Origin of the sequence: Myxococcus stipitatus DSM 14675, from assembly GCF_000331735.1 — a bacterium.
Classification (GTDB): domain Bacteria; phylum Myxococcota; class Myxococcia; order Myxococcales; family Myxococcaceae; genus Myxococcus; species Myxococcus stipitatus.
In genome coordinates this window covers 923,791-949,309 of record NC_020126.1, presented here as the reverse complement: position 1 = coordinate 949,309, position 25,519 = coordinate 923,791, and the positions used below count along the sequence as shown (strand labels likewise).

At 69.8% G+C, this 25,519-nt stretch carries 21 protein-coding genes and 1 tRNA gene; 6 read left to right on the top strand and 16 right to left on the bottom strand.

Translation table 11 applies throughout. The features are described from left to right. Positions 1–57 precede the first annotated feature (57 nt). The 8 genes from MYSTI_RS03815 to MYSTI_RS45215 form a co-directional block, all read right to left on the bottom strand. A complete protein-coding gene (locus MYSTI_RS03815) occupies positions 58–768 on the bottom strand; it encodes an MBL fold metallo-hydrolase (RefSeq protein ID WP_015346380.1) in 711 nt (236 codons plus the stop codon). Between the two features lie 47 nt (positions 769–815). Then, entirely contained in the window at positions 816–2,414 is a 1,599-nt protein-coding gene (locus tag MYSTI_RS03810) for a bifunctional metallophosphatase/5'-nucleotidase (RefSeq protein WP_015346379.1), read from the bottom strand. A 100-nt stretch (positions 2,415–2,514) separates the two neighbouring features. Further along, positions 2,515–2,859, bottom strand: a complete 345-nt coding sequence (locus MYSTI_RS03805) for a rhodanese-like domain-containing protein (protein WP_015346378.1) — start codon at positions 2,857–2,859, stop codon at positions 2,515–2,517. Between the two features lie 109 nt (positions 2,860–2,968). Then, on the bottom strand, positions 2,969–4,159 hold the full coding sequence (locus tag MYSTI_RS03800; RefSeq protein WP_015346377.1) for a cytochrome c biogenesis protein CcdA: 1,191 nt from the start codon (positions 4,157–4,159) through the stop codon (positions 2,969–2,971). Positions 4,160–4,264: 105 nt separating this feature from the next. After that, entirely contained in the window at positions 4,265–5,032 is a 768-nt protein-coding gene (locus MYSTI_RS03795) for an anti-sigma factor family protein (protein WP_015346376.1), read from the bottom strand. Continuing rightward, a complete protein-coding gene (locus MYSTI_RS03790) occupies positions 5,019–5,537 on the bottom strand; it encodes an RNA polymerase sigma factor (protein WP_233278160.1) in 519 nt (172 codons plus the stop codon). Before MYSTI_RS03790 ends, MYSTI_RS03795 begins: the two co-directional genes overlap by 14 nt. Positions 5,538–5,682: 145 nt before the next feature. Continuing rightward, positions 5,683–5,755 (bottom strand) — tRNA-Phe (locus MYSTI_RS03785). Between the two features lie 87 nt (positions 5,756–5,842). After that, entirely contained in the window at positions 5,843–6,637 is a 795-nt protein-coding gene (locus tag MYSTI_RS45215; RefSeq protein ID WP_015346374.1) for a sigma-70 family RNA polymerase sigma factor, read from the bottom strand. Positions 6,638–6,757: 120 nt separating this feature from the next. Between MYSTI_RS45215 and nhaR the strand changes: the two genes are divergently transcribed. Continuing rightward, positions 6,758–7,657: a transcriptional activator NhaR gene (gene nhaR / locus MYSTI_RS03775; protein ID WP_044282895.1), complete on the top strand. Its 900-nt coding sequence runs from the start codon at positions 6,758–6,760 to the stop codon at positions 7,655–7,657. An 18-nt stretch (positions 7,658–7,675) separates the two neighbouring features. Here nhaR and MYSTI_RS03770 read toward each other — a convergent pair whose 3' ends face one another. Both MYSTI_RS03770 and MYSTI_RS03765 read right to left on the bottom strand, forming a co-directional pair. Continuing rightward, the gene (locus MYSTI_RS03770; protein ID WP_015346372.1) at positions 7,676–9,265 is read right to left on the bottom strand and encodes an amidohydrolase; all 1,590 of its coding nucleotides are present in this window, start codon (positions 9,263–9,265) and stop codon (positions 7,676–7,678) included. A 75-nt stretch (positions 9,266–9,340) separates the two neighbouring features. Continuing rightward, positions 9,341–9,553, bottom strand: a complete 213-nt coding sequence (locus tag MYSTI_RS03765; protein WP_015346371.1) for a hypothetical protein — start codon at positions 9,551–9,553, stop codon at positions 9,341–9,343. Between the two features lie 198 nt (positions 9,554–9,751). Here MYSTI_RS03765 and MYSTI_RS03760 point away from each other — a divergent pair, with 198 nt between their 5' ends. From MYSTI_RS03760 to MYSTI_RS03750, 3 genes are read left to right on the top strand one after another with little or no spacing between them, the layout of a single operon-like run. Further along, positions 9,752–11,056 carry a glycosyltransferase gene (locus MYSTI_RS03760; protein WP_015346370.1) on the top strand — a complete coding sequence of 435 codons (1,305 nt, stop codon included), beginning with the start codon at positions 9,752–9,754 and terminating at the stop codon, positions 11,054–11,056. Positions 11,057–11,058: 2 nt separating this feature from the next. Next, positions 11,059–12,414 carry an NfeD family protein gene (locus MYSTI_RS03755; RefSeq protein WP_015346369.1) on the top strand — a complete coding sequence of 452 codons (1,356 nt, stop codon included), beginning with the start codon at positions 11,059–11,061 and terminating at the stop codon, positions 12,412–12,414. After that, positions 12,411–13,253: a slipin family protein gene (locus MYSTI_RS03750; RefSeq protein WP_015346368.1), complete on the top strand. Its 843-nt coding sequence runs from the start codon at positions 12,411–12,413 to the stop codon at positions 13,251–13,253. Before MYSTI_RS03755 ends, MYSTI_RS03750 begins: the two co-directional genes overlap by 4 nt. A gap of 6 nt (positions 13,254–13,259) precedes the next feature. Here MYSTI_RS03750 and MYSTI_RS03745 read toward each other — a convergent pair whose 3' ends face one another. Further along, positions 13,260–13,748 carry a DUF2721 domain-containing protein gene (locus MYSTI_RS03745; RefSeq protein ID WP_233278159.1) on the bottom strand — a complete coding sequence of 163 codons (489 nt, stop codon included), beginning with the start codon at positions 13,746–13,748 and terminating at the stop codon, positions 13,260–13,262. A 158-nt stretch (positions 13,749–13,906) separates the two neighbouring features. On the opposite strand from MYSTI_RS03745, the gene MYSTI_RS03740 reads away from it, so the two are divergent. Beyond that, positions 13,907–16,981 carry a VIT domain-containing protein gene (locus MYSTI_RS03740; protein ID WP_015346366.1) on the top strand — a complete coding sequence of 1,025 codons (3,075 nt, stop codon included), beginning with the start codon at positions 13,907–13,909 and terminating at the stop codon, positions 16,979–16,981. A 66-nt stretch (positions 16,982–17,047) separates the two neighbouring features. Next, positions 17,048–18,169 (top strand): hypothetical protein, encoded by a 1,122-nt coding sequence (locus MYSTI_RS03735; RefSeq protein WP_015346365.1) that lies wholly within the window; start codon positions 17,048–17,050, stop codon positions 18,167–18,169. Here MYSTI_RS03735 and MYSTI_RS03730 read toward each other — a convergent pair whose 3' ends face one another. From MYSTI_RS03730 to MYSTI_RS03710, 5 genes are all read right to left on the bottom strand, one after another. Next, positions 18,170–21,964: a M36 family metallopeptidase gene (locus tag MYSTI_RS03730; protein WP_169558605.1), complete on the bottom strand. Its 3,795-nt coding sequence runs from the start codon at positions 21,962–21,964 to the stop codon at positions 18,170–18,172. It lies immediately after the preceding gene. 306 nt (positions 21,965–22,270) lie between these two features. Further along, positions 22,271–23,101: an SDR family oxidoreductase gene (locus tag MYSTI_RS03725; RefSeq protein WP_015346363.1), complete on the bottom strand. Its 831-nt coding sequence runs from the start codon at positions 23,099–23,101 to the stop codon at positions 22,271–22,273. Between the two features lie 102 nt (positions 23,102–23,203). Then, on the bottom strand, positions 23,204–23,509 hold the full coding sequence (locus tag MYSTI_RS03720) for a YkvA family protein (protein WP_015346362.1): 306 nt from the start codon (positions 23,507–23,509) through the stop codon (positions 23,204–23,206). A gap of 89 nt (positions 23,510–23,598) precedes the next feature. Next, positions 23,599–24,654 (bottom strand): ABC transporter ATP-binding protein, encoded by a 1,056-nt coding sequence (locus tag MYSTI_RS03715; RefSeq protein WP_015346361.1) that lies wholly within the window; start codon positions 24,652–24,654, stop codon positions 23,599–23,601. Between the two features lie 35 nt (positions 24,655–24,689). Then, on the bottom strand, positions 24,690–25,439 hold the full coding sequence (locus tag MYSTI_RS03710) for a hypothetical protein (protein ID WP_015346360.1): 750 nt from the start codon (positions 25,437–25,439) through the stop codon (positions 24,690–24,692). Positions 25,440–25,519 lie beyond the last annotated feature (80 nt).

Sequence of the window (25,519 nt, the reverse complement as noted above, 5' to 3'; positions counted from 1 at the left end):
GTTCCTGTCCAGAAGGCACGGGCCCGAGGCCCTGTGCACTCCCGGCGCGATGTCGTTTCACGCCTTCACGGAGGGCATCCGCGCCGGCTCGACCACCCCACAAGCGAGGTTGGCGGGCACGGACACGGAGAGCTTCTTGGGCGGCGGCAACTGGAGGCCGTTCATCAACTGGATGAAGTCCTCGCGGTTGCGTCCCGCCACACGCGCGTTGTGGCGCATCTCTTCGTCGATGGTGCTCACCGAGTGCCCCTTGTAGTCATGGCCGGGATACACCAGGGTGCCCGCGGGGAGCGCGAAGAGGACTCGCGTGAGGGAGTCATGCAGCGCGCTCGCGCTCCCGTTCTGGAAGTCCGTCCGCCCGGCCGAGCGCACCAGCAAGGTGTCTCCCGTGAAGACCCGGTCCTCCATCCGGTAGCTCACGCTGTCGTCGGTGTGGCCCGGCGTCTCGAGCACCTCGAGGCGCAGCGACCCCATCTCGACGACGTCACCGTGTGACACCTGCCGGTCGACACACGGCGCCCCCAGGCGGCTCGCCACGACCTGTGCCCCCATGCGCTGCCGCAGCACGCCCGCCGCCGTCACATGGTCGGCGTGGACGTGGGTCTCCAGCACGAAGCGCAGCGTGAGCCCCAGCTCGCCCAGCAGCTTGATGTCGCGGTCCACCTGCTCGATGACGGGGTCGATGAGCAGCGCCTCTCGCGTCCGCTCGTCCGCCAGCAGATAGGTGTACGTCGAGGACTCTGAGTCGAAGAGTTGTCGGAAGAGCATGTGGAGTGCCTTTCTGAGTACAGGACTCGGTTGAGACAAAAGTTGCGTTACTGGACCTGCTGGGTTCGCAGCACCGCGGGAAGGTCCTCGCCCACCGCGCGGCCCTGCAGCTCCGACTGGAGACGAGGCTTTCCGGCGAGGAAGCGGCGCACCGCCTCGTGTGCATCCACTTCCAGGACACGCGGCTCCTGGATGCCCGGGATGCGGCACACCATGTCCGGCGCATCCCCTTCCCGCTCACACGCCGTCACGGTGTAGAGCCGCTCGGCCTCCACCGGAACACCACCCACCTCCAGCGCGAGGAGGCGCTGTCCCTTCGGCGCATCCGCCTTGAACCGCAGCGTCATCCCCGAGGGACGCGGCAACCACCCGCCAAAGCGCTTCTCCGGGTCCTTCGCGAAGACGTTCTCCAGCTCCTGCTCCCAGAACGCCCGAAGCTGACGCCCGCTCACCTTCCCCGTCTTCAGCTTGTTCACGATGGGGAACATGTTCCACAAGTCCGCCTCACGAACCGGCCCAGGCAGCAGCGGCGTGCCGAAGCGGAAGCCGTTGGACAACCCAATCTCCGTGCCGCCCGCGACCCGAATCGCATCCGCCAGCACGTTGTCGAGCGGGTTCTCCACCACCGCGTACCGCGCGAGCGTGACGTCGGTATGGCCCACGGGAGCCGACAGCGTCTCCTCATGCGGAGCCAGCGCCGCGTCCACCAGACGCGCCACCTGGGGGTCCTCGGGGAAGCGCGAGGCGGTGAGCTCGATGAGCTCCCAGCGGCGGTCCACCACCCGCCCTCCCTCCACCCACACATCCAGCCGCCCGAGGAACGAACCGAACGCTCCCGGCTCCACCACCCAGCTCCCGCTCTCCACCACGGGCTCATAGGTGCGCTCATGCGTGTCCGAGGACAGGTGGACATCCACCCCGGGAACCCGCGCCGCGAGCCCCACCGCCTTGGCCAACCCCACGTGCGACATCAACAACACCACCTGCGCGCCCTCGCGCTCGCGGACCTTGCGCACGAGCGAAGGCAGCTCCTCGGGACCGTCGTAGCGCAGGCCCTGGCTGTAGCCCGGTGGCTGACGGCGCGGAACATCCGGGTCCGTGAACCCCACCACCGCGACCTTCACTCCGCCCACCTCCTTCACCAGGTACGGCGGGAAGAGGCGCTCACCGCTGCTCGCATCCCGCAGGTTCGCGGCGAACAGCGGATGCTTCATCTCCCGCGCACGCTCCCGCAATACCGCGGGGCCATACACCACCTCCCAGTTGCCCGGCACCGCGCCGTCCAGGCCCAGCGCGTTGAGCGGCGCGATGAGCGCACGACCCTCGGTGAGCGCGGCCGCGCCCGAGCCCTGAATCGTGTCCCCCGCGTCGAGCACCAGCACCTCACCGCCGCGCTCCGCGCGAATCCGCTGGATGGCGGCGGCCACACGCGCGAAGCCGCCGGCCTCCTCGATGCGCTCCTGACCATCCCGCCAGAAGAGCTCGGGATGAGCGCGGAGCTGGGCATGCAGGTCCGCGACATAGAGCACGGTGAGCTGCTGACGCGCGGAGGCCGTCGTGTCGACACCGGCCCGCGAGGTCGCACAGCCCGAAGCCAGGGCCCACAGGGCCAGACAGACAGCGGGCGCGCGGAGGAGACGAATCATCGTGAAGCACCTTGGAAGGGGAAAGAGAGCCCTCGCAGGACACCAGGCCCGCCGCGCGAAGTTCCCGTCAGGGACTCACGGCCGGCAGCGCACCGCGCCATCACTCCCAGGCCGACATGGGCCCCAGGTTGAGGACCTGCTGGAAGCCTCGCTCCTTCAGCATCGTCTCCGCACGGGTGCTGCGCTTGCCGCTGCGGCAATAGACGACCACGGGCTTCTCGGGCGAGCCGAGCTCCCCCAGCCGCTCCGAGAGCTGGTCCACCGGGATGTTCAACGCACCGGGCAGGTGGCCGTCCGCGAACTCCTCCGGCGTGCGAACGTCCACCAGCAGGGCGCCGGACTCCACCCACTTGTGGGCCTCGGCACGGACTTCCGGCCGCTCGCGCGTACATGCGACTCCCAGCACACCCGCGAGCACTGCGACAGCAACGAGAACGAGCTTCATGGCGTGACTCCAACCCGCGCCGGAGCCTCGAGGGCCTCCAGCAGGTGATGATTCAGCGAGGTGAGAGTCACGAAGGGGGCGAAAGGATTCACCCCCTGGACACCGGCCATCAGGTGCCGGCGCTCCCCTGGGGCGCCGTGGGAGCCTCCGTCGGGAGGAGGCCGGCACAACGCACGCCGGCAATCGTCTCCAGCCCCTCACGGAGCGAGGTCAGGGGCTGCTCGCCCACCCGCCGCGCGACCTCCTGGCCAGCACCGTCCAGGAAGAGGAACGTGGGCACCCCTCGCACGCCATGGCGGTTCGCGGCCTGCCGCCCCTCCGCGGTGCCGACATCCAGACGCAGGACGTCAACTCCCTCGTGTGAGCACACCTGCGCCGCCATGGCCACCACGGGCTCCATCCGCTGACACACGGGGCAGCTCTGGCTCACGAACTCCACCATCGTCGGGCGCTTGACGCCAGCCAGCACGGAGGGGGCGTCGCTCGAGGGAACAAAGCCCTGCTCCGGAAGCGCACACGCGCCCTCCGACTCCGTGCCACACACCGCCGCCTCCGCCGTCACGGGCGCCGACGACTGCACGGGAGCGGCGACCTCCACCGCCTGGACCGAGGGCACCAGCTTCTGCAGCGAGTCAGTGAAGAGCAACACCCCCACGCCGACGAGCAGCACGCCCGTGGCCATCTCGAACTTGCGCAGGTGGCGCTTCGCGCGCTCCATCCACTTCAGCGCCAAGGGCGCGATGGCCGCCGTGAGCACCAGGGGGACGGACAGTCCCGCGGCATAGGTGCCCAGATAGAGCGCGCCCATCAGCGGCTCGGAGGTGGAGGCGGCGGTGTACGTGAGCACCGCCCCGAGCACGGGGCCGATGCACGGCGTCCAGCCCAGCGCGAAGGCGCCGCCGAACAAGAAGGCCCCCGCGACACTGCCCCCCTTGCGCACGCGGTCCAGCCACGGCCGCGACTCCCGGTCCACCCAGGGAAGCTTGATGAGCCCCAGCTGCTTGAGTCCGAGCAGGAGCAGCGCGACGCCACCCAAGCGCAGGAGCCAGTCGCGGTGCTCCGAGAGCGCCCCGCCCACGGCGGTGGCCGCCATCCCCAGCGCGATGAACACCGTCGCGAGCCCCAGCGAGAACGCCAGCGCCACGCCCCAGGGACGTCGCGCGGTGCCGCCCGTCTCTCGCAACTGAGACAGGGACACGCCCGCGAGGAACGACAGGTAGAAGGGGACCAGCGGGAGGATGCAGGGGGACAGGAACGTCAGCAGCCCCGCGAGGAAGATGCCGGGAAGGCCCAGGCTCATCGCGAACCTCCCACACCGTGGCGGAACAACCGCTGAAGACAATCACTCATGCGCGCGAGGACACGGCGGGAACCCTCGAAAGTTCCCGGCCACTCGACGAAGGGTTCAAGGAGACAAGCGAGCCAGGGCCTCGAGAAGCACCGGTGACTCCGCCTCCGAAACAGCCAGGGCCGCGTGCCCGCTTCCCCGAGGAGCCACGCAGATGCGCTCGCCCACCGGCCCCTGTGTGCAGCGAGTCCCGTCCCCCGCGAAGCGCGCGGCGGCCTTCGCGACGGGCGAGCCCGGCTCCGGCAGGAAGAGGGTCATCGCCTTGTCCCCATGCCTGTACAGCAGCGAAGCGGAGACCTCGCCATGCAGCTGGCAGCGGCGAGCCCCCAGCAGCTCCGCCCCCGGCACCGACGGCACGTCCACCGCGTAGCCGACCTCCCGCTCCACCCACGCCTTGACGTCCTCCGGATTCGAGGACTCGAACTCACACGGCGCCGCGCGCGAGAACGCCTTGAGGTGATGCCGCTCCAGGTCCATCGCGAGCGCGTCGTTCATGCCTCCCACGAGGCCCGTCCGCGACGTCCAGAACACGCCGACAGCCAACAGCGCCGCGATGGCGCCTCCCGCCGCGAGCGCGCCCCTGGAGAGGGCCCAGCGAGGACGCATGGCCAACCGGTGGACCCGCGCCTCCAACTCGGGAGACACACCTGGGTCCACGGCCTGCGCCCTCAGCGCGACGCGCAGCGAGTCATAGCGAGCCAGCTCCCGGGCACAGCCCGCGCATCGCGCGAGGTGCTGCTCCAGGGCCCGCTGCTCATGCGCCGGATTCTCCCCGTCGAACGCCGCGGAGAGCCGCTCCTGCCACTCCAGGCTACAGGCTTCCATGTGCCTTCTCCTTCTCGAGGACCTCGAGCATCGCCAGTCGAGCCCTCGCCAGACGCGAGCGCACCGTCCCCACGGGGCAGCCCTGCACCTGGGCAATCTCCTCGTAGCTCAGCTCCTCGACTTCCCTCAGCCACAGCGCGTCGCGCCAATCCGGGGCCAGTGAGTCCAAGGCCTTCTGCATCCCCGCGCTGAGCGAGCGCGCGTGCAGCTCCGCCTCCAGGTCCGCGCAAGGCTCCGCGACTTCCTTCCCCAACCCACCCTCCAGCACCTCCAGCCGAGGCCGCAGCCCTCGACGGGAGTTGAGGTACACGGTGCGCTGCACGGCGAGCAGCCAGCCCTTGAGGCGCTCCGGCTCCCTCACCTCACCCCGCCGCTCCAGGGCGCGGGCCACCGTCTCCTGGACCAGGTCATCCGCCTCGGCCGAGCTGCCCGTCAGCCGGCGGCCCACCCGCCGCAGGGCAGGCAGGTGCTCCAGGGCACGTTCGATGAAGGACCGGGGACTCACGCCCACCGGGGACACATCGGCCGCACCGAAAAGTTCCCAGCGCGAGAACCGAGGTGCTGTCGGACACCGCACCCCCGGACCCCGGAAAAGAGAAAGGGCCCTCGAGGAGTTCCTCGAAGGCCCTGAAATCTCTTCAACTGCGATGTGCCCAGGGGCGGAATCGAACCACCGACACGGGGATTTTCAGTCCCCTGCTCTACCGACTGAGCTACCTGGGCGTACGGGTTGCCGCGAGAAGCCGCGCCCTCATATCGAGCCCGTCCCGGGGCCGTCAAGCTCCCATTTGCCGGCCCCCGTTCTCCGCCTTACGCCGCCCGCGGCATCGCCTCCGCGTCCCAGGGCGTCAGACTCGCGGTGAGCCTGCGCTTCAGCTTCGCCCTCAGGCCCTGTTCGATCTGCCGGATACGCACCGCCGTCACGCCGAAGCGGCGCGCCAGGAGCTCCGCGCTCGCCCCCTCCTCCACCAGCATCCGCTCCTCCACCAGCGCCCGCTCCCGAGCGTCCAGTTCCGGCCACGCCGCCTCCACGCTCGCCCGCAGGCGCGCCGCCCACTGGGCCTGGTCGACCACGTCCTCCTGCGAGACCTCGTGCCCCTCCAGCACCTCCAGCCGCGTCACCTCCCCGTCCTGCGTCACCGGCGCGTCCAGCGACAGGTCCCGAGCCAGCGACTCCGACGCCTTGGCCACGTCCTCCTCCTTCTTGCCCAGGGCGTCCGCCAGCCGGCGCACCACCTCCGGGTGCCCCTCCCCCCACCGGGCCTCCAGCCGCGCCCGCTCCCGCCGCAGCTGGAACACCACCCAGGGCGCACGCCCACCCGCCATGCTCCAGTTGCGCCCGACGTAGGCCCGGATGCGCGCCCGGATCCACTGGCTGGCGTACACCCCGAACGGAATCCCCCGGTCCTCGAACCGGCCGGCCGCCTCCATCAGCCCGACGTTGCCTTCCGCGACCAGCTCGTCCTGCGGCAAGCCCGTCCACCGGTATTTCCACGCCAGCCGTTCCACCAAATCGAGGTGATCCCTCACTCGCGCCTCAACCACCGCGCCGGGAATCTCAAGCTCAGGGGACTCGCAGGACATGTTCTCCGTGACGGCTTCCATGGACCTCCTCCGATTCACCGCGGCAACACACTCGCCCGCGGACCCCCCAAGAGATAAGGCACCGGCATTCTTAAAAAAATTAGGTAGTTTGAACGCAACCCATAGGTTATCTCTATGGTCATGAGCTGGCTCAACTACCACCATCTCCTGTATTTCTGGACGGTTGCGCGGGCGGGGAGCATCGCCAAGGCGGGCGAGGAGCTCCACCTGGCCCAGCCGACCATCAGCAGCCAGCTCAAGCTGCTGGAGGAGTCGCTGGGGCACAAGCTCTTCGAGCGACAGGGCCGCAAGCTGGTCCTCACGGACGTGGGCCGCACCGTCATGCGCTACGCGGACGAAATCTTCCGCCTGGGCAACGAGCTGAAGAACGTGGTCGCGGGCATGCCCACGGGCCAGCAGCTCCGGCTCAACGTCGGCATCCTCGACGTCATCCCCAAGCTGGTGGCGGAGCAGCTGCTCAAGCCCGCGCTCGAAGCGGGGCCGTCGCTGCGCATCATCTGCCGCGAAGGTCCGCTGCCGCAGCTGCTGGCCTCGCTCGCGCTGCATGAGCTGGACGTGGTGCTCGCCGATGCGCCCAGCTCCGAGCCGGTCAGCGTCCGCTCCTTCAACCACTTGCTGGGCAAGTGCGGCGTGTCGTTCTTCGCCGCCAAGCAGCTGAGCCATCTCCAGAAGGACTTCCCGCGCTCGCTCGACGGCGCCCCCGTGCTGCTCCCCTCGGATGAGTCCTCCGTGCGCCGCTCGCTGGACCTCTGGTTCGAGCGGCAGAACCTGCGCCCCCTCATCGCCGGAGACTTCGACGACAGCGCCCTGCTCCAGGCCTTCGGGCAGAGCGGTCACGGTGTCTTCGCCCTGCCCTCCGTCATCGAGTCGCAGGTGGAGCGCGACTACAACTGCTCCGTCATCGGCCGCACCGATGAAATCGAGACGTGCTTCTACGCCATCACCGTCGAGCGCCGCCTGCGCCACCCCGCCGTCGTCGCCATCGCCGAGGCGGCTCGCTCGCAGATCTTCAGCGTCTGAGGCCTCGGCCCTCGCAGCTCACGGCGCGGCGCGGAACACCTCCACGCCCGCCACCACCGTGGCCAGGATGCGCGCGTCGACGAGTGCTTCCGCCGGGCCCTCCACCGGATCCACGGACAGCGCCACGAAGTCCGCGTCCTGGCCCGGCGCCAGCATGCCGCGCCGGGCTTCATCGAAGGACGCCCACGCGGGCCCCCGCGTGAAGCCCTCCAGCGCTTCGCGCCCCGACAGCGCCTCCTCCGGAAACCAGCCCCCTTCCGGTCTCCCCAGGGCATCCCTCCGAGTGCGCGCCGCGTACAGGCCCGCTAGGACATCCGGACTCTCGATGGGGAAGTCGCTGCCCAGCGCGAGGTTCGCTCCCGCGTCCTTCAAGCCGCGCCACGCATAGGCGCCCTTCAGCCGCTCTCGGCCCAGCCGCGCCTCCGCCCAGGGCATGTCGCTGGTCGCATGCGTGGGCTGCACGCTCGCCACCAGTCCAGCGGCGCCCAGCCGGAGGATGTCCGCGCGCCGCAGTATCTGCGCGTGCTCCACGCGGTGCCTCAGCGCCTTCGTGCCCGTCTCCTCCGCGCCGCTCAGCAACACGTCCAGCACCAACGTATTGGCACGGTCTCCAATGGCGTGGATGCAGACCTGGAAGCCCCTGGACATGAAGGCGCGGGCCCTTGCGTGGAGTTCCTCGGGCGACATCAACAGCAGGCCGCGCTGTCCTGGCTCGTCGCAGTAGTCCTCGTGCAGCGCCGCACCTCGGCTTCCGAGTGCGCCGTCCGCCAGGAACTTCACCGCTCGCATCGTGAGCATCCGCCCCGACCACGGGCCCTGCTCCAGATAGGCGTGCCGCTCCTCTCCCTGCCCCGCCGCCATCGCGTAGATGCGCAGCGGCAAGGTGCCCTCCGCGTCCCAGGTCTGGAGCACTCGGAACGCGTCCAGGTCCATGCCCGCGTCGTGGACTCCGGTCAGCCCCACGTGGGCACAGCGCTCCAGCGCCGCGCGCAGTCGCGTCTCGAGTTGGACACGCGTGGGCGGAGGCATCGCCGCCGCCACGACGTCCATCGCGTTGTCCACGAGCACGCCGGTGGGCTCGCCTCTCGTGTCCCGGAGGACGCGGCCTCCTTCGGGGTCGGGAGTGTCCTTCGAGATTCCCGCGCGCCGCAGGGCCTCCCCATTCACCCAGGCCGCATGGTGGTCGACGCGGGTGAGGAACACCGGTGTCGATGGGAAGCGCGCATCCAGCTCGACACGCCCGGGGAAGGCTCCGCCGGGCCACTCGTTCTGGTCCCACCCTCGTCCCAACAACCAGTCTCCCTGGAAGCTGGAGGCGGGGGCCTGGATGAGCCGGAGCAGCACGGCCTCCACCGAGGGCGCCTTCTCCAGTCGCACCGTGGTCAACGCTCGCCCCAAGCCGTGCAGGTGCGCGTGTGCATCCACGAGTCCCGGCACCACCGTGGCGGGCCCCAGGTCCACCTCGCGCGCGCCCTTCGCCTGGGAGCGGACCTCTTCGCGCGTGCCCACCGCCACCACGCGCCCTGACTGGACCGCCAGGGCTTGGGCCCGGGGGCGCTCCGCGTCCAACGTCCAGATGCGCTCCGCCAGATAGACCGTGGTCTCCACGAGGCTCCTCCGCGTGCTCGCGCGAACTGTGCGCGAGCCGCGGGCCCGTGTCACCCGGACTGTCCTCCCATGCCGCTAGCCTTCCGTGCCCGCGTCCACTCCGGCGTCGGGAACCGCGGGCACGGGCGTGGCGGGACCGGGCGGGTCATCGGGGACGGTCTGCCCGGTCGCCCTCACCTCATCCGGCCCTCCGATGGGCATCTGGTTCTCCGCCTGGGGTGGCGGTGGCGTCTTGCACGCCAACGGCACGGCGGCCAGGCACAGGGCCACGAGGATGAGACGGCGCATGAGTCCTCCCCTTCGAGGTTTGGCACCGGAGCAATCTGCGCCTCGCCTCGCCTGCTCACCACCGGTGGAGCATCCCGACGTGCAGGCGCCTCCTTCCGATGCCGGATACCGGACACGCAAGAGCCCCCTCGGGAAGCCCGGGACACGCGTGCGCACCGTTGCCTCGGAAGCGCCCTCACATGCTGGGAGCCTGAAGCCATGCTGGATGTCGTGGACATCGGCAAGCGTTCACTCGCCACCTACCGTGGCGTCGCGCCTGACGAGCAACTCGACGCACTCTTCCGCAGTGCCGAGCGCCTGCGCGGCGCGCGCTGCCTGCACCTGAGCGCCACGCCCTACGGCGGCGGCGTCTCCGAAATCCTCCGCTCGTTGGTGCCGCTCTACAACGACCTGGGCATCGTCGCCGACTGGAAGCTCATCCACGGCGATGACACGTTCTTCCAGGTCACCAAGCGCATCCACAACGGCCTGCAAGGAGCCCCCGGCGCGCTCACCGAGTCCGAGAAGGCCATCTACCTGGCCAACTCACAGCTCAACGCCCGCCGGCTCATCGCCGACTCGGAGGACTACGACTTCATCTTCGTCCATGACCCGCAGCCGCTCGTGCTCGCGTCCCTCAGCGGCAACCGCGATGCGCGTTGGATATGGCGCTGCCACATCGACACGTCCCGCCCCAACCCCTCCTTCTGGGAGCTGCTGGCGCCCTACCTGCTCGACTACGACGCCGCCATCTTCACCCTCCAGGAGTTCATCCCTCCCGCGCTGCCCATCGAGCATGTGCGCGTCTACGCGCCCGCCATCGACCCGCTCAGCCCCAAGAACCACCCGCTGCCTCAGCCGCTCGCGCGCGATGTGCTCGAGTGGATTGGCATCCGCACCCACCGCCCCCTCGTCACCCAGGTCAGCCGGTTCGACCGGTGGAAGGACCCGATGGGCGTCGTCCGCGCCTATCAGCGCGTGCGCCCCCATGTCCCGGACCTGCAGCTCGCGCTGGTCGGCTCGCTCGCGATGGACGACCCGGAGGGCTGGGACTGCTACGAGGAGGTGCGCGCCGCCACCGCCCACGACAGCCTCATCCACGTGCTCACCAACCTGGTCGGCGTGGGCAACATCGAGGTCAACGCGCTCCAGACCTACTCGGACGTCGTCGTGCAGAAGTCGCTGCGCGAGGGCTTCGGCCTCGTCGTGTCCGAGGCGCTCTGGAAAGGCACTCCCGTCGTCGGCGGACGCGTGGGCGGCATTCCCCTCCAGCTCCGCGAGGACTCGGGCGGAATCCTCGTGGACTCCGTGGAGGAGTGCGCCGAGGCGATGCTCCACCTGCTGCGTCAGCCCGAGGAGGCTCGGCTCCTGGGTGAGCGCGGACGGGAGCACGTGCGCCAGCACTTCCTCATGCCGCGCCTGCTGCTGGACCACCTGCACTTGATGGACACCTTGAGCAGCGCCCGGCCTCTGCCTTCGCGCGACATCGTCCCCTCTCCTCTCACCGCGATTCAGGGGGTGTGACCGTGGACTCGCGCCGCACGGGGAAGTGGGCAGCGCTGGTGCTCCTGCCGATGTTCGCCCTGGGGCTGCTCGCGGCGACGGTCCCCACGCGCGCCACAGCGGGGGCTCCGTCCGTGGCCCGGTGTGAGCTGGAGGGCGTGGTGGACACGGGCTCGGGGGCCTACCTGGCTGACTGTGTGAAGCGCGCGGAGCAAGGGGCTTACTCCGCGCTGCTCGTTCGACTGGACACGCCAGGAGGCTCGCTGGAGGCCACGCGCACCATCGTCCGTGCGTTCCTCGGCTCGACGGTGCCGGTGCTCGTCTGGGTGGGGCCATCGGGCGCACGCGCCGGCAGCGCGGGGGTGTTCATCACGTTGGCCTCGAACCTGGTCGCCATGGCACCGGGCACCAACCTGGGCGCGGCCCATCCGGTCATCGGCGGCACGGGGGCGGACCCGGAGACCGCGGGTGGCTCCCAGTTCGCGCGCAAGGTGGAGAACGATGCGGTCGCCTTCGCGGAGAGCATCGCCCACCAACGCGGGCGCAACGCCGAGTGGGCCGCGTCCGCCGTGAAGGACAGTGTCGCCGCCAGCGCGGAGGCGGCGCTCGCGGCGCACGTGGTGGACCATCTGGCTCCGAGCGAAACGGAGTTCCTCGCCTGGGCGGATGGGCGCTCCGTGGAGGTGGCGGGTGGAGACAGCGTGCGGCTGTCGACGCGCGATGCACGGCTCGTGGAGCTGGCGCCGGGGCTCTCGCAGCGCCTGATTCATGCGCTCGCGCATCCGGCCTGGGTCTACCTGCTGTTCCTCATGGCCGCGCTGGGCCTGGTCGTCGAGCTGTCGCATCCGGGCGGCATCGCTCCGGGGGTCATGGGCGCGGTGGCGCTGGTGCTCGCGCTCATCGCTTCATCGGTGTTGCCGGTGCGCACGGGGGCCCTGGTGTTGTTGCTGCTGGGCGCGATGTTCATCGCCGCGGAGCTGTTCGTCACCAGTGGGTTGCTGGGACTCGCGGGGGTGGTGCTGCTGGGGCTGGGGGGCCTGTTCCTCGTGGATGAGTTCAATCCGCACTGGTTCGTGGACCGCTCCTTCCGCGTGAGCTGGGCCTGGTTGATTCCCACCACGGTGGTGGTCGCGGGAGCGGCGGCGTATGTCGCGTGGAGAAGCGCGCAGACCCGGCGGCTGCCTCAACGCGGTGGAGACGCGGGGCTCGTGGGTGAGGAGGGGACGACACTCGCGCCCGTCACTCCCGAGAGCGGGGAGGTGTTCGTCCATGGCGAGCGCTGGCGCGCGACGTCTCCCTCGAACATCCAGCGCGGTGCCCACGTGGTGGTGCGCCGTGTGGAAGGACTCACGCTGTTCGTCGACGAGGTGAAGCCATGACCGACCTGTTCGGACTGCTCGGGTTCCTCATCCCACTGGGCATCCTCCTGCTGCTGTTCCTCTCCGGCGTGCGCATCGTCAACGAGTACCAGAACGGCGTGGTGTTCCGGCTGGGGCGCTACGTGGGCCTCAAGCGCGCGGGCTTCCGGTGGCTGATTCCCTTCGTGGAGCGCATGGTCATCATCGACCTGCGCACGGTGGCTCGGGATGTGCCGCCGCAAGACGTCATCACTCGAGACAACGTGAGCGTGAAGGTCAGCGCCGTCGTCTACTTCCGCGTCATCCAGGCCGACAAGGCCGTGCTCCAGGTGGAGGACTATCTCTACGCGACGAGCCAGCTCGCGCAGACGACGCTGCGCGCGATCCTGGGGCAGGTGGAGCTGGACCAGTTGCTCAGCGAGCGGGAGCGCGTCAATCGAGACATCCAGCGCGTGCTCGATGCGCACAGCGACCCCTGGGGCATCAAGGTCTCCAACGTCGAGGTGAAGCACATCGACCTGCCGCTCGAGATGCAGCGGGCCATCGCCCGACAGGCGGAAGCCGAGCGCGAGCGTCGGGCGAAGATCATCGCCGCCGAGGGTGAGCACCAGGCCGCGGAGAAGCTCTCGATGGCGGCGGACGTGCTCAGCCGCAACCCGGCCACGCTGCAACTGCGCTACCTGCAGACGCTCGTGGAGATCACCACGGGAGGCAATCACACCATCCTCCCCATCCCCCTCGACATCCTGCGCGCCGTGGGCGCCGCGGCCTCACGCAGCGGCTTCGGCGCACCCGAGGATGAGCACCGCCACAACGGCCACGGCGAGGAGGAGGGCCCGCCCGCGGGGGGCCTCTCCTGACTCGCGCTACACCGACGGGGGACGGCGGGTGCTGCCGAAGAGTTCGTCGCGCTCCAGCTTGATGGCCAACCGGCTCAGCCGCAGCGAGGCCAGGGCGAGCAGTGCCACGGCGCCCAGCAGACACACGCCGACGGCGAACGACACCACCGGCAAGGACTCCGGGATGTCGAGCTGCCGCTTCGTCAGATACAGCAGCGACGTCACCACGAACGACAACAGCGCCGTGTACGCCAACGTGATGGCCCTCGCGAGTATCGCGTGCCGCCGGTCGAGGATGCCCACCTCCTGGCACAACATCTCCCGCCGCGAATCCCCCTCCGGCAACTGCCGCCCCTCCTTCAACATCTCCCGCATCCGCGTCGTCATCCGCGCAATCTGATTGTCCAACCCCGTCGCCACGATTCCGCACGCCGACACCATCACCGCCGGCGTCACCGCGGTCCCAATCAGCCGAATCGACGACAGGTCCAACCCTTCCGACACTCCGTTCATCATCCCCCTTCTGTTCCACCCCGCCCCTCCCCACGCAACCTCCCCACCACTCGCCTGCTCCTCCCTCATCTCGACACCACCACTGTCCTATCTCCCCAGTGGCCCGACAATCCGACAGTGACGACTTGACACTTAAAGTGTCGAGTCATACTGTCAGGACCATGAGCCTTCGGAAGCCAAGGACAGAGTGGAAGCTGGCGGAGCTCGCCGAGGAGGCGGGCGTCTCGCCTCGCACGGTGCGCTACTACGTCCAGCGCGGCCTGCTCTCCGCCCCGAACTTCCGGGGTCCTGACACCGCCTACGGCGAAGAGCACTTCATCCGCCTCAAGGCCATCCGCGTCCTCCAGGCCCGGTTCCTCCCCTTGGACGCCATCCAGGCGGAGCTGCAGCGCCTGTCGCTCGACGAGCTGCGCACGCTCGCGGAGTCAGAGCCCACCCCGGCTCCGCCTCCCCCTCCTCTTGCCCCGTCCCCCGTCGCCGGGAGCCACTCCGTGGCACCGCCAGCCCCCGGCAGACGTCCCACGGAGATGAACCACTACCAGCGCTGGGAGCTCATGCCCGGGCTGGAGCTGCATGTTTCGGACACGGCGGATGCCAAGGTTCGCGCGCTCGCGGAACGCGTTCGCGCCCTCATCGAAGAAGCCATGACGAAGGTGCCTGCAGGGCTGATGACCAACAGCGGCCTCCAGATTCCCCTCCAAGGTGTCGAAGTCACCGGCGAGCTGCTCGGCGGACATGCGCGAGTGCGCGTGCGCCAGCGCTACCGCAACAACGAGACGACCCCCGTCGAGGCCATCTACACCTTCCCGCTCCCCTCCGACGCCACCCTCTCCGCCTTCACCATGACGTGCGCGGGCCGCCGCATCGAAGGCATCGTCAAGGAGCGCGAGGAGGCCTTCCAGACCTACGACGACGCGCTCGCCGCGGGCCACGGCGCCGCCCTGCTGGACCAGGAGCGCTCCAACGTCTTCACCGCCCAGGTCGGCAACCTCCTCCCCTCCGAGGAGACCGTCATCGAGGTCGAGTTCCTCCAGGCCGTCACCGCCGAGGAAGGCAGCGTGCGGTGGATGCTCCCCACCCTGGTCGCGCCGCGCTACATCCCCGGCGACACCTCCGGAGACCGCACCGGCCATGGCACCGCGGAGCCCACCTCCAGCGTCCCCGACGCGGACCGCATCTCGCCTCCCATCGGTCAGGTGAATTACGGCCTGCGGATGGACCTGCTCGTCGACCTGGGCCGCGAGGTCGTCGTGGAGAGCCCCTCGCACGCCATCGCCCTCACGAAGGAGAGCCCCACCCGCACCCGCGTGAGCTTCTCGCGCGGAGAGGTGTCCCTGGACCGAGACCTCGTCCTCTCCCTGCGCAGCCCGGACACAAGCGCCGTCTTCACGCCGCTCGTCACCCACCGCCAGGGCGACAACCCCGGCACCTTCGCCCTCACCGTGGTGCCCGACCTCCTGTCCCTCGCCACCGCGGTTCCCAAGCAGGAGGTCATCTTCCTGGTCGACGTCTCCGGCTCCATGGACGGCGACAGCCTGCCCCAGGCCAAGGCCGCGCTCCGGCTGTGCCTGCGCCACCTGCGTGAAACCGACCGCTTCAACATCATCGCCTTCGAGAGCAACTACCACTCCTTCCGGCCCCAGCCCGTGCCCTTCACCCAGCGCACGCTGGAGGACGCGGACCGGTGGGTGGACGCCCTCCAGGCCAACGGCGGCACCGAGCTGCTCAAGCCCCTGACGTTCGCCGCGCGCACCGCCCCCGACGGCGTGCTCGTGCTGCTCACCGATGGACAGGTGGGCAACGAGGAGCAGATTCTCCGCGCCGTGCTCGCCGAGCGGAAGACGGCGCGCGTGTACTCGTTCGGCATCGGCACCAACGTCAGCGACGCGCTGCTGCGGGACCTGGCCCGGCAGACCCGCGGCGACGTGGAGTTCATCCACCCCGGAGAGCGCATCGACGAGAAGGTGGTGGCCCAGTTCTCCCGTGCGCTCGCCCCACGCGTCACCGAGTTGCAGGTCTACTTCGATGGCATCGAAGGCGTGGAACTGGCCCCCGCCGAGCTGCCTGTCATGGTCGACGGCATCCCATGGACGCTCATGGGCCGCTACCCCAGGCCGGGCTTCGGCAAGGTGACGCTGCGAGGACGCTCGGGCGTCGAGCCCTTCGCCCTCAGCGTCAACGTCCACTTCCCCCACGAGTCGGACCGCCCCGCGGTGGAGAAGTTGTGGGCCGCCGAGCGCATCAAGGGCTGGCTGGACGCAAGCCTCACCGGCCGCCGCGCCGACGCCATGAAGAAGCGCATCGTCGAGCTCGCCGTCTCCCACCAGCTCGTCACGCGCTACACGTCGTTCGTCGTCGTGGAGCAGCGCACCGGAGACCGCCGCACCTCCGGACAACCCGAGACGCGCGTCGTCCCGGTGAATGCGCCCGCGGGCTGGGCCATGTTCGGCGCCCAGTCCAAGGACGAAGCCGCGAGCACGGGGGTCGTCGCTCGGCCCGGAGCACGCGGCGGCGGTGGATACGTCGGAGGGCCCCCTGCCCAGATGCCGCCTCCGGGCATCATGGTGCCAGCGTCCCCCAGCCCCATCGTGGTCGCCGGCGCTCCGCCGCCGAGGCCCTCCGCGCCCGCGCCCGCATCGGCCGCCGCCCCCAGCAGGTCTCGGCGTGAGGTGGCCGCCGCGCCGGAGAAGAAGAAGGGCGGCATCCTCAATCGCCTCTTCAGCGAAGGAGGCTCCAGCGAAGCCGAGTCCTCCAAGAGCTTCTCCGGCGTCATGGATTATCTCGCCATGGACTCCGGCGCGGAGGAGGAGGTTGCGATGGAGCCCGCGCCTCGAAAGCAGCGGGAGCGCGCGGACTCCGGCGCGGAGGGGCTGCTGGGACAGCAGCTCGCCAATGGCCTGTGGGCCGCGTCGGGTGCGGGGCCGGAGCCCGTGCGTCAGGCCCGAGCCACCGCGCTGGCCCTGCTGGAGTTGCTGCGCCAGGGCATCACCAGCAGCCACGCACTGCACGGCGCGCAGGTGAAGAAGGCCGTGGAGGCGCTGCTCTCACTCGCCGGCCAGCTCTCCAGCGCCCCGGAGGTCGCGGAGCTGGCGCTGGGCGTGGCGTGGCTCGTCGCGGCGGGGCCTCGCACCCGAGGACGTATCGAGCAGGCCGCGAAGCCCTGGACGAGCCTCTCCGGCCGGTTGGGCAATGACACCGAGCTGAGACAACACGTCGACGCCCTGGCGTCCCGCTGACCCACCCGACGACCCCGGCCCCCCCATGGGATGCGCCGGGGTCGTCGCATAGAGTGGCGGGGCCCCATGACGCTCGCCACCCTCCTGCTCGTTGCTCTCAGTGCCGGCCAAGTCGGGGAGGAAGCACCGCCTCCCGCTTCGCCGGCACCCGCCGCGGTCGACACGCTGTCCGCTCCGCCGTTGATGACCACGCCGGACCCGTGTCCCGAAGAGGCGGAGACGCTCTACACCCAGGGCTTCGACGCGTTCACCCGAGGCAAGGACCGCGAGGCCTCACAGGCCTTCGACCGGGTCCTCGAGATGTGCCCTCAGCACCCGCATGCCGCCGAGCTCGCGAGGCTCACGCAGGCCCGGCTCGTTCCCGGCGCGAAGCTCGCGCGAGCCGCCGCGCCCGTGGCCGAGAATGGAGAGCGGCGCTCGGGCGGCGCCACCGCCTCGTTGATGGTGGTGCAGACGCTGCACGGAGCCACCCAGGGCATCCTGCTGTGCGCCATCGCGGAGTGCTCGAGCCAGGGCTACGCCACCTCGGCCATGCTGGCGGCGGGACTTGGAGCGACGAGCTCGGCGCTGCTCGCGCAAGGCGGCATCACCTCCGGACAGGCGGCGGCCGTCAACTCCGGCACCGTGTGGGGCCTCTGGTTCGGCCTCTCGTCCATCTACGGGTTCAACATGAGCGATGAGCGCGCGCTCGCCACCGCCATGATTGGGGGCCTGGCGTTCACGGGCGTAGGAGCCCTGGTCGCGTCCACCGTCCAGCCGACCTCGGGGCAGGTCTCCATGGTCAACTCGGGCGGGCTGTGGGCCGGGATTGTGACGGCCCTGTTCATCAGCTCGTTCAACGACGTGGACACCGAGAAGATGTTCATCGCCGGGATGGCGGCGAGCTCCGCGGGCATCCTCGGCCTCTCCTTCCTGGCCCAGGACCTGCCGGTGTCACGGGGACGCATCCTGCTCATCGACGCGGGCGGCGTCCTCGGTGGCCTGCTGGGGGCCACCACCATGTTCATGTTCACCCAGAACGACGAGGACGCCATCGTGTTCAGCGCGGGGCTCGGCGCCGTGGGCGGACTGGCGTTGGTCACCTATCTCACGCGCAACTTCGACGGCCCCAGACTGCCCCAGGCCGTGTTGACCCCCGCCATCATGGGACGCAATGGCGCGGGTCTGGCCATGGCCGGGCGGTTCTAGTCACCCGGGCCGCCGGCGCTGGAACGCGAGCCCCAGCGCCGCGGCGAGCCACATCCATGCGCCTCCGTCCGCGCAGCCCTCCGGTCCCAGGTTGCGCACGCGCACCGAGACTGTCGCGGGTGGGCTCGCCGCCTTGCCGTCGCTCACCACCAACTGGAAGGTGAGTGTCGTGTCCTTGCTCACTCGCGGCGCGGTGAAGCGGGGGCTCGAGGCCGCCGCGTCGCTCAACGTCACCGAGGGCCCCGCCGTCTGCGTCCACGCGTAGGTCAGCGCGTCACCGTCCGCGTCGTGGCCTTCGCCTCTCAGCGTCACGGGGTGGCCCTCGGGCACGGACTCGCGGGCCTTCGCCTCCGCCGTGGGCGCGTGGTTCAGACACAGCCCCGCATCCGCCACCACCGCCGTGAAGGGCGTGTTCACAATCCCCTCGAACTGGAGGTCGTCGACGTCCCAGCCGTTCGGCGTGATGAAGTAGCTGTCTATCCAGTCCGAGCCGTAGACGAAGCGCACGCGCACCGTCTGGCCCGCGTACCGCATCCCCAGGTCCACGCTCACGGGTTCCAGCGCAGGGTACGCGTGGTTCTTCCCGCCATACACGGGACGGTGCGCGAGCGGGTTCTCGTACTCCCACTCGTCTTCGATGACCGCGTTGTACGTCGGCGTGGCCCACTCGCCGATGTCCGTCCAGGTCCGCCCATCATCCGCGCTCAGCTCGAGCACCGCGCCATCCATGTACATGCGGGGCGTGAGCTCGTCCTCGAGCATCTCGAGGTCGTGGCGATGCCGGAACGCGAAACGAAACGGCTGGTCGGTGGCCACCTGGAGCGGTGGAGAGACGAGCATCCGAAGTCCGGGCCCCATCCCCAGGTTGGGAGCATGGAAGAGGTGGTTGCCTTCCTCCGAGCGAAGCTCACGACGCCACGGGTACTCCAAGCCCGGCGGGGACTGCTCGAAGCTCCAGGGGAGGGTGTCTGTCTCCACCGTCTCGGTCCTGCTCGTGGCGGGTGACTCGTCCTGACTCACCCACAAAGGCAATGAAGCCAGCTGCTCCCCCGGCAGCGTCTGGTCTTCGTCCTTGAAGGCCATCTTCAGGAAGTAGCGTCGCGGCGACGTCCCTCCCGCCATGCTCACGGGCACCTCCACGCTCACCTGCTGGAACGGCTCCGAGGGAGGAATCGTCCACTGCGTTCCCGAGGGAAACACGAGCCCCTCGGGCTCGCTCGCGACACGCACGGAAGACCGCTGGAGCCGCGCCGTCCCGCTGTTGCGAAGCGTGATGCGAACGAGGGCTTGCTCACCCGGGTCCAGCACCCCGTCGTCGTCACAGCTCCGCGCCCCCGGAAGCAGCTCGGCACGGACGAAGGACAGGTCCTTGCCCGAGTCGAAGCTCTCCACCACCCCGACGTGGTCGAGGGAGTCGCGATGAGGAGCCACCGCGCGCAGACCCGCGCCCCGCTTCGCGAACGCCTGTGCGAAGAGCTCGAAGTCCCGTGAGTCCCTCACGCGAGCCACCGCCAGCAACGCGTCCCGGGCCTCCAGGAAGGTCGGCGCATGAGGTGTCAGCTCGAGCGAGGCCACCAGGTAGTCCTTCATCCGCGTCCGGGCCTGCTCGAAGCTCAGTCGCTCCGAGTCCCGGACGAGCGCCACGAAGCACTCCCACAGCAGGCTCGCCCAGACCTCGCCGGAGGAATGGGCCTCCGAGTTGATCGGAAACTCGAGGGCCTCTGGATTGATGGGGATGCCCTCCGGCAAGGGAACTCCAAACTGGATGTGGCGGAAGGTCAGCGGGTTCTTGCTCGGGTTCGTCGAGTACGGATAGCGACGCCATCCCCAGTAGTAGCTCTGCGCCACTCCGCCGAGCGCGTAGCCGGCCACGGCATAGGCCCCGGAGAAGGACGGGTTCGACGGGAGCTGAGCATCCTCCTCGCGTGCCAGCAGCATCATCGCGCCGAAGTCGGACCAGCCCTCGCCCATGCTCCGCCCCTGGTTGTTGTTGAGTCCGTTGCCATTACCGATGAGCCGGTTGCTCAGGTAGTGCATCCACTCATGGGTCAGGATTCCCGTGTCGAGCGCGATATCCCGTGCGGGCCCCCCTCGGAACAGCCGCAGCGTCGTCTCCCCCTCGGACAGCGCCGCGCGAAGCCGCCGGGTCGCGTCGACATTCACGGAGACCAGGGGAATGGCGAGGGTGGACATGCGCCCGGGAGTGCCTTCCGAGCCGTTCCTTCTCCAAGGCGTCAACACCAGAACCCCCGCGGCTCCCGCCTGCTGGGCATGAAGGGCCTTGAGCGCCCTGCCACACGTCCTCGAAGCGTCCAGCAACACGACCTTCCCTTGAACCTCCGCTCCGTTCACCAGCGGCTCACACCCATCGGTCGGGGTGCCTTCGGGTCCCGTCACGCCATCCACTCCCATCACCGCGACCCGGGTGAGGTCGAAGGTCTGCGGGCCGAAGTCCGCATAGCCCAACGCGAAGGACTCCTGGGTCCCCGCGGCCGTCGTCACCGTGAGCGCGTTCTCGCCCCGGTAGTCATTGAGGAGCACCGTCATCCGAGGCCGTGCTCCATCCGCGGGCGTCTCCATCCAGGCGTTGTTCCGCATCTCGAAGGGGTTCTGCGCCTCCACGAGCATGGAGTCCCCCTCCAATCCGCCTCGCCCGAAGTTCGCTCCCTGCGCGTTCCCCGCCGCCTCGTCGAAGCCCGAGTCGTAGTACCAGTCGTGCAGGAAGTTGGTGACGTAGAAGGCGTGCGTGACTGTCGCCATCACCTGCTCATCCGTGACGGTGGGCGAATAGCGATGGTCATAGCCGTGGTCGAAGGTCGCCGCCTGCGTGACCGTCGCGTGCAGGTCCCCTTCGCTGTAGCCGTCCGGCTCCACCAGGTCCGCGAAGGCCTCCACGTTGTTGCCCTGGGTCCGCGTGGCGTCCGGCGGCAGCCACGGGTCATTCCGGCTGAACGGCGCGTTGCGCAGCGTCACCCGGTTCGGCTCGACGAAGGGCGCCTGATATCCATCCGGCAGTCCCGTGGGGTGCGGCGTCGCCGTGAGGCCCTGGGGCCCATCCCACGGGAGGTAGGGTGCCTCGGCGTCCGCCCAGACCTTGTAGGTGAAGGCTCCCGAGTCCTGGACCAGCGAGTGCCGGTACAACAGGCGCCCGTCATCCGCCGCGATGGCATAGGCATACAGGCCGCTCGGCTCGCCCTCCATGGGCACCGTGCTCAGCTCCACGTAGTACGCCGGAACCAGCGCGTCCGGCATCGCGTAGTAGATGGGCTTCGTCCTCGTGGGCCGGGCCAGCGTCACCGTGCGAGGGCCCGGGGACAGCACGAAGGAGCGGTAGCGCCCCTGGACCTGTCCTGTGTCCACGAGCCCCTGGATGGGCAGCACATGGCCCTCCAGGTCCCGATAGGCCGCCGCGATGGCCTCCCGGGGCTCCAGCCGGAACACCGCGCCCCTCGCGTACCTCGCGCTCGACGCCACCGGGCTCAGGTGTCCCGACACCGCCACGGGCAGCTGCCTCGCATCCAGCAGCACCTTCATCGACTGGCCGAAGACCTCGACGCCGTCCACCTGCTGGCCGAAGGTGATGATGCCCCCGCCCTCTCGCAGCCGGTGCTTGCCCGACACCGGCGCGTGCTCCGCGTCCGTGCGCTCCAGCCCATAGGCCGGCGCGTATCGCTCCAGCACCTCCCGCGCGGCCTGCTCCGGGGACCGGGACACCGTCCGAAGCGAAGCCGCTCCCGGGGAGGTCTCCACCCAGGCGAAGCTCGGAACCCCCAAGCGCTCCTGCGCGTGCGCCACGGTCAACCCCGGCACCACAGGCCGCGTCGGGCGCCCCCGGGCCGGCGACGGCGCGGAGGAGAAGGCGTCCACCGTCGGCAATCGCTCTCGGGACCGAGCTGGCGTGGGGACTGCCATTGCCGCGAGGACCAGACTGGCGAGGAGACGGAACCCACTCGTCATGCGCAAACCTCCAGGCTCTGAACTAGGAATCCTGGAAAGTCACACAAGGCTGCTTTGGAAGACCATCGGACCCTGGGCGGGCCCGGGAATACTTGCACCTTGAACCACAACCCCTGTCAGGGGTTGACAATCCCAGACACGCGCTCAGCGCCGCTTCAATCCAAACATGGACATCAGGATGCCCTCGAAGGTCTGCGAGGGCAGGAGTGGTTTCGCCACCACCGCCGCGCGCTGCATCCACTTCCCCACCGAGTAGCGCACGCGCGGGTCCTCCTCCTCCATCACCTCCGCCACCTTGCGCGCCACGACCTCCGCGGCCACCCCATCACCCTCCTCCTTCTCGATGATGGACAGCACCTTCTCGAAGGACTCGCGGTACGCGGAGGACTCGCCCGCGGCGGCCGCCCGCACCCGGCTCCGCGTCAGGCCCGTGCGCACGTCCCCGGGCTGCACCAGCGTGGCCTGGATGCCGAACGCCTCCACCTCCTGGCGCAGGCTCTCCGTCAGCCCCTCCAGCGCGAACTTGCTGGCGCTGTAGAAGCCTTGGAAGGGCAGCCCCACCACGCCGCCCAGCGAGCCGATGTTGATGATGCGGCCCGTGCGCCGCTCCCGCATCGACGGCAACACCGCCCTGCAGACGCGCAGCACGCCCATCACGTTGGTGTCGAGCTGCCGCCAGGCCTCTTCGTCGGAGGTGTCCTCCACCGCGCCCGCCAACGCGTGGCCCGCGTTGTTCACCACGACGTCGATGCGGCCCTCACGCTCCAGCACCGTGCGCACCGCGGCGCGCACGGACTCGTCGCGCGTCACGTCCAGCTCCAACATCCGGTAGCCCACGGACGGCTTCACCTGAAGCTGGCGGCTGGTGCCGTAGACGATGTGCCCGCGCACCGACAACAGCTCCGCACACGCCTCGCCAATCCCCGACGATGCGCCCGTGACGAGGACCACCTTGCTTCCCTGCGACGTGCTCATGCCCGCCCATGATTCCGCGTCCTCGCCACGCGCACCACGAGAACTCGCGGGCATGCGACGTCACGGCGCTGGAGTCAGGAATTCCGGGTGGAGCTTCCGGCGTCAGACGTGCTTGCGAACGGCCTCGGGGATGCGCTCGCGCCCCTCGGCGTCGCGCGGGAGACCATCCAGGGGCTCGTCCGGCCGGTGGCGCTGCACCTCGCGCACCATGAAGAACGCCGCCGCCGACAGCATGCCCAGGTCGTCCAGCCACCCGAGCACCGGGATGAAGTCCGGCACCGCGTCCACGGGCGACAGGAAGTAGAGCACCGCCAGCACTCCGGCCAGCTTGCGCCAGAGCGCCACGCGAGGGTCTCTCACGTACCGGATGAAGCGGGTGCCCATGCCACGAAGACCTGCGATGTTCATACCCACCTCTACGCGTGAGCAGCCCCGGCGATTGCGCCTCGGCCGCCACCCATAGAGTACGCCGTCCGCACGCTCGGAGGACAGGCGACCTAGTCGGGAGTGTCTTCCAGCACGCCCGCGCGCCCCACCACTTCCAGCCGCGCCCTGTCTCCGGGCCGCAGCGGAAGCTCCGCCACGCCGCGCACCACCAACTCCAGGCCCCCACAGGCCACGGTGAACTCGGCGAAGGCGCCCTGGAACTCGCGCGACAGCACCTCCGCGCGCAGGGCGCCGCCCACCGCCACCGCGTCCGTGTCGGGCACCAGCTTCAGCGCCTCCGGACGCAGCGAGAGGAGCACCTTGCCCTTCGCGCTCCCGGACACCGGCAGGTTGCCGAGCATCGTGCGCGCGCCTCCGCCGAAGCCCACGCCCGGCAGGAGGTTCGTCCCGCCCAGGAAGTACGCCACGAAGGCGGTGCGCGGCGAGGAATAGACGGACTCGGGCGCGCCCACCTGCTCCACCTTGCCCGAGCGCATCACCGCCATGCGGTCCGCGAAGGCCATCGCCTCCGCCTGGTCATGCGTGACGAGCAACACCGTGGCGCCGAGCGACTTGAGCACCCGCCGCACCTCGATGCGCGTGGAGGCTCGCAGCGCGCTGTCCAGGCTGGAGAAGGGCTCGTCCAGGAGCAACACGCGCGGCCCCGGCGCCAGCGCGCGCGCCAGCGCGACGCGCTGCTGCTGTCCTCCGGAGAGGGCATGCGGCATGCGCGCGGCGAAGTCGCCCAGGCCGAACAGCGTCAGCATGGCGCGCGCCTTCTCCTCGGCGTCGCGACGCGAGAGGCTCGACAGGCCGAACGTCACGTTGTCGAGCACGGACAGGTGCGGGAAGAGGGCGTAGTCCTGGAACACCATGCCCACGCTGCGCTGCTCCGGGGCGACGAAGGTCCCAGGCCCCACGAGCACCCGGCCGTCGAGGGTGATGGTGCCCGCGGCGGGACGCTCGAAGCCCGCCACCAGCCGCAGGGTCGTCGTCTTGCCGCACCCCGAGGGGCCCAGGAGGGCCACGACCTCACCGGGCTCCACGGACAACGACAGACCATCCACGGCGGCGGAGCCACCGGTGGCATAGCGAAGGGACAAGGCGTCGAGCGAGAGCAGGGGCATGGCGAAAGCGCCACGCACCCTACCGCGTTCCGCCGCTACTTCCAGGGCGGCCGAGCGGCCATCAGCTTCGCGACGTCCACCACCGGGTCCTCGTCGACGATGGAGACGATTCCGTCCGCGAGGACCTTGGACAGCTCCGCCTTGTGCGCGGCCCACCGGACGTCGAAGACCTCCGGGCCCCACGGCCCGCTCTCCGACGGCTTGTGCGCCGCCGTCTTCGGCTTGCCGTAGATGAGGTGGTCGTTGCTCAAGATGATGCCCGCGGTGAGCGTGCCTGGCACCTCCAGCGAGTCGTCGTTGAAGCGGCCGTAGAGCGCATGCTCCACCGCCAGCCCCCCGAGGAGCGTCATCCAGCCGGAGGTGTTCAGCGCGCGGCAGCGCACCTGTCCCAGCACCACGAGCTTCGTCTCCGGCCCGTCCGTCAGCACGCCGTCCACGGTGAGCGTGCCCACCACCACGAGCGATGCCTGGAGGTTCAGGTCCCCCTTCACATGCAGGTCACCCAACAGCCCCGTGGGCTCCGTGAGGGTGAGGGTGCCCTCCACCGTGGCGGCCGTGCGCGGCGCGTCCTTGTAGAGCGAGGCCGCGAGCGCCAGCGTGGAGCTGCTCGAGCCGCCGAACGCCTTCACCAGCCCATCGAAGGTGGTGGGCTTCCGCTCGTCGAGGGCCGACTGGAACCAGGCGGGTGAGTACGACGGTCCCACGGGGAGCTCTCCCAGGGCCGTGGCCGTGAGGGAGAGTGCGTCCGGAGCGAGCGGAGGAAGAACAGAGTCGGGGAAGGACATGAAGCCCTCCGTGATAGCTCACTCGAGGGACCGCGAGCACATGGGAGCCGCTTCGACACTCGCGGTTCTCGGACCTCGCA

Coding starts and splice junctions, on each gene's coding strand:
- MYSTI_RS03815 (WP_015346380.1), bottom strand. CDS start 768: ATGCTCTTCCGACAACTCTTCGACTCAGAGTCCTCGACGTACACCTAT.
- MYSTI_RS03810 (WP_015346379.1), bottom strand. CDS start 2,414: ATGATTCGTCTCCTCCGCGCGCCCGCTGTCTGTCTGGCCCTGTGGGCC.
- MYSTI_RS03805 (WP_015346378.1), bottom strand. CDS start 2,859: ATGAAGCTCGTTCTCGTTGCTGTCGCAGTGCTCGCGGGTGTGCTGGGA.
- MYSTI_RS03800 (WP_015346377.1), bottom strand. CDS start 4,159: ATGAGCCTGGGCCTTCCCGGCATCTTCCTCGCGGGGCTGCTGACGTTC.
- MYSTI_RS03795 (WP_015346376.1), bottom strand. CDS start 5,032: ATGGAAGCCTGTAGCCTGGAGTGGCAGGAGCGGCTCTCCGCGGCGTTC.
- MYSTI_RS45215 (WP_015346374.1), bottom strand. CDS start 6,637: ATGGAAGCCGTCACGGAGAACATGTCCTGCGAGTCCCCTGAGCTTGAG.
- nhaR (WP_044282895.1), top strand. CDS start 6,758: ATGAGCTGGCTCAACTACCACCATCTCCTGTATTTCTGGACGGTTGCG.
- MYSTI_RS03765 (WP_015346371.1), bottom strand. CDS start 9,553: ATGCGCCGTCTCATCCTCGTGGCCCTGTGCCTGGCCGCCGTGCCGTTG.
- MYSTI_RS03760 (WP_015346370.1), top strand. CDS start 9,752: ATGCTGGATGTCGTGGACATCGGCAAGCGTTCACTCGCCACCTACCGT.
- MYSTI_RS03750 (WP_015346368.1), top strand. CDS start 12,411: ATGACCGACCTGTTCGGACTGCTCGGGTTCCTCATCCCACTGGGCATC.
- MYSTI_RS03745 (WP_233278159.1), bottom strand. CDS start 13,748: ATGATGAACGGAGTGTCGGAAGGGTTGGACCTGTCGTCGATTCGGCTG.
- MYSTI_RS03740 (WP_015346366.1), top strand. CDS start 13,907: ATGAGCCTTCGGAAGCCAAGGACAGAGTGGAAGCTGGCGGAGCTCGCC.
- MYSTI_RS03735 (WP_015346365.1), top strand. CDS start 17,048: ATGACGCTCGCCACCCTCCTGCTCGTTGCTCTCAGTGCCGGCCAAGTC.
- MYSTI_RS03725 (WP_015346363.1), bottom strand. CDS start 23,101: ATGAGCACGTCGCAGGGAAGCAAGGTGGTCCTCGTCACGGGCGCATCG.
- MYSTI_RS03720 (WP_015346362.1), bottom strand. CDS start 23,509: ATGAACATCGCAGGTCTTCGTGGCATGGGCACCCGCTTCATCCGGTAC.
- MYSTI_RS03715 (WP_015346361.1), bottom strand. CDS start 24,654: ATGCCCCTGCTCTCGCTCGACGCCTTGTCCCTTCGCTATGCCACCGGT.
- MYSTI_RS03710 (WP_015346360.1), bottom strand. CDS start 25,439: ATGTCCTTCCCCGACTCTGTTCTTCCTCCGCTCGCTCCGGACGCACTC.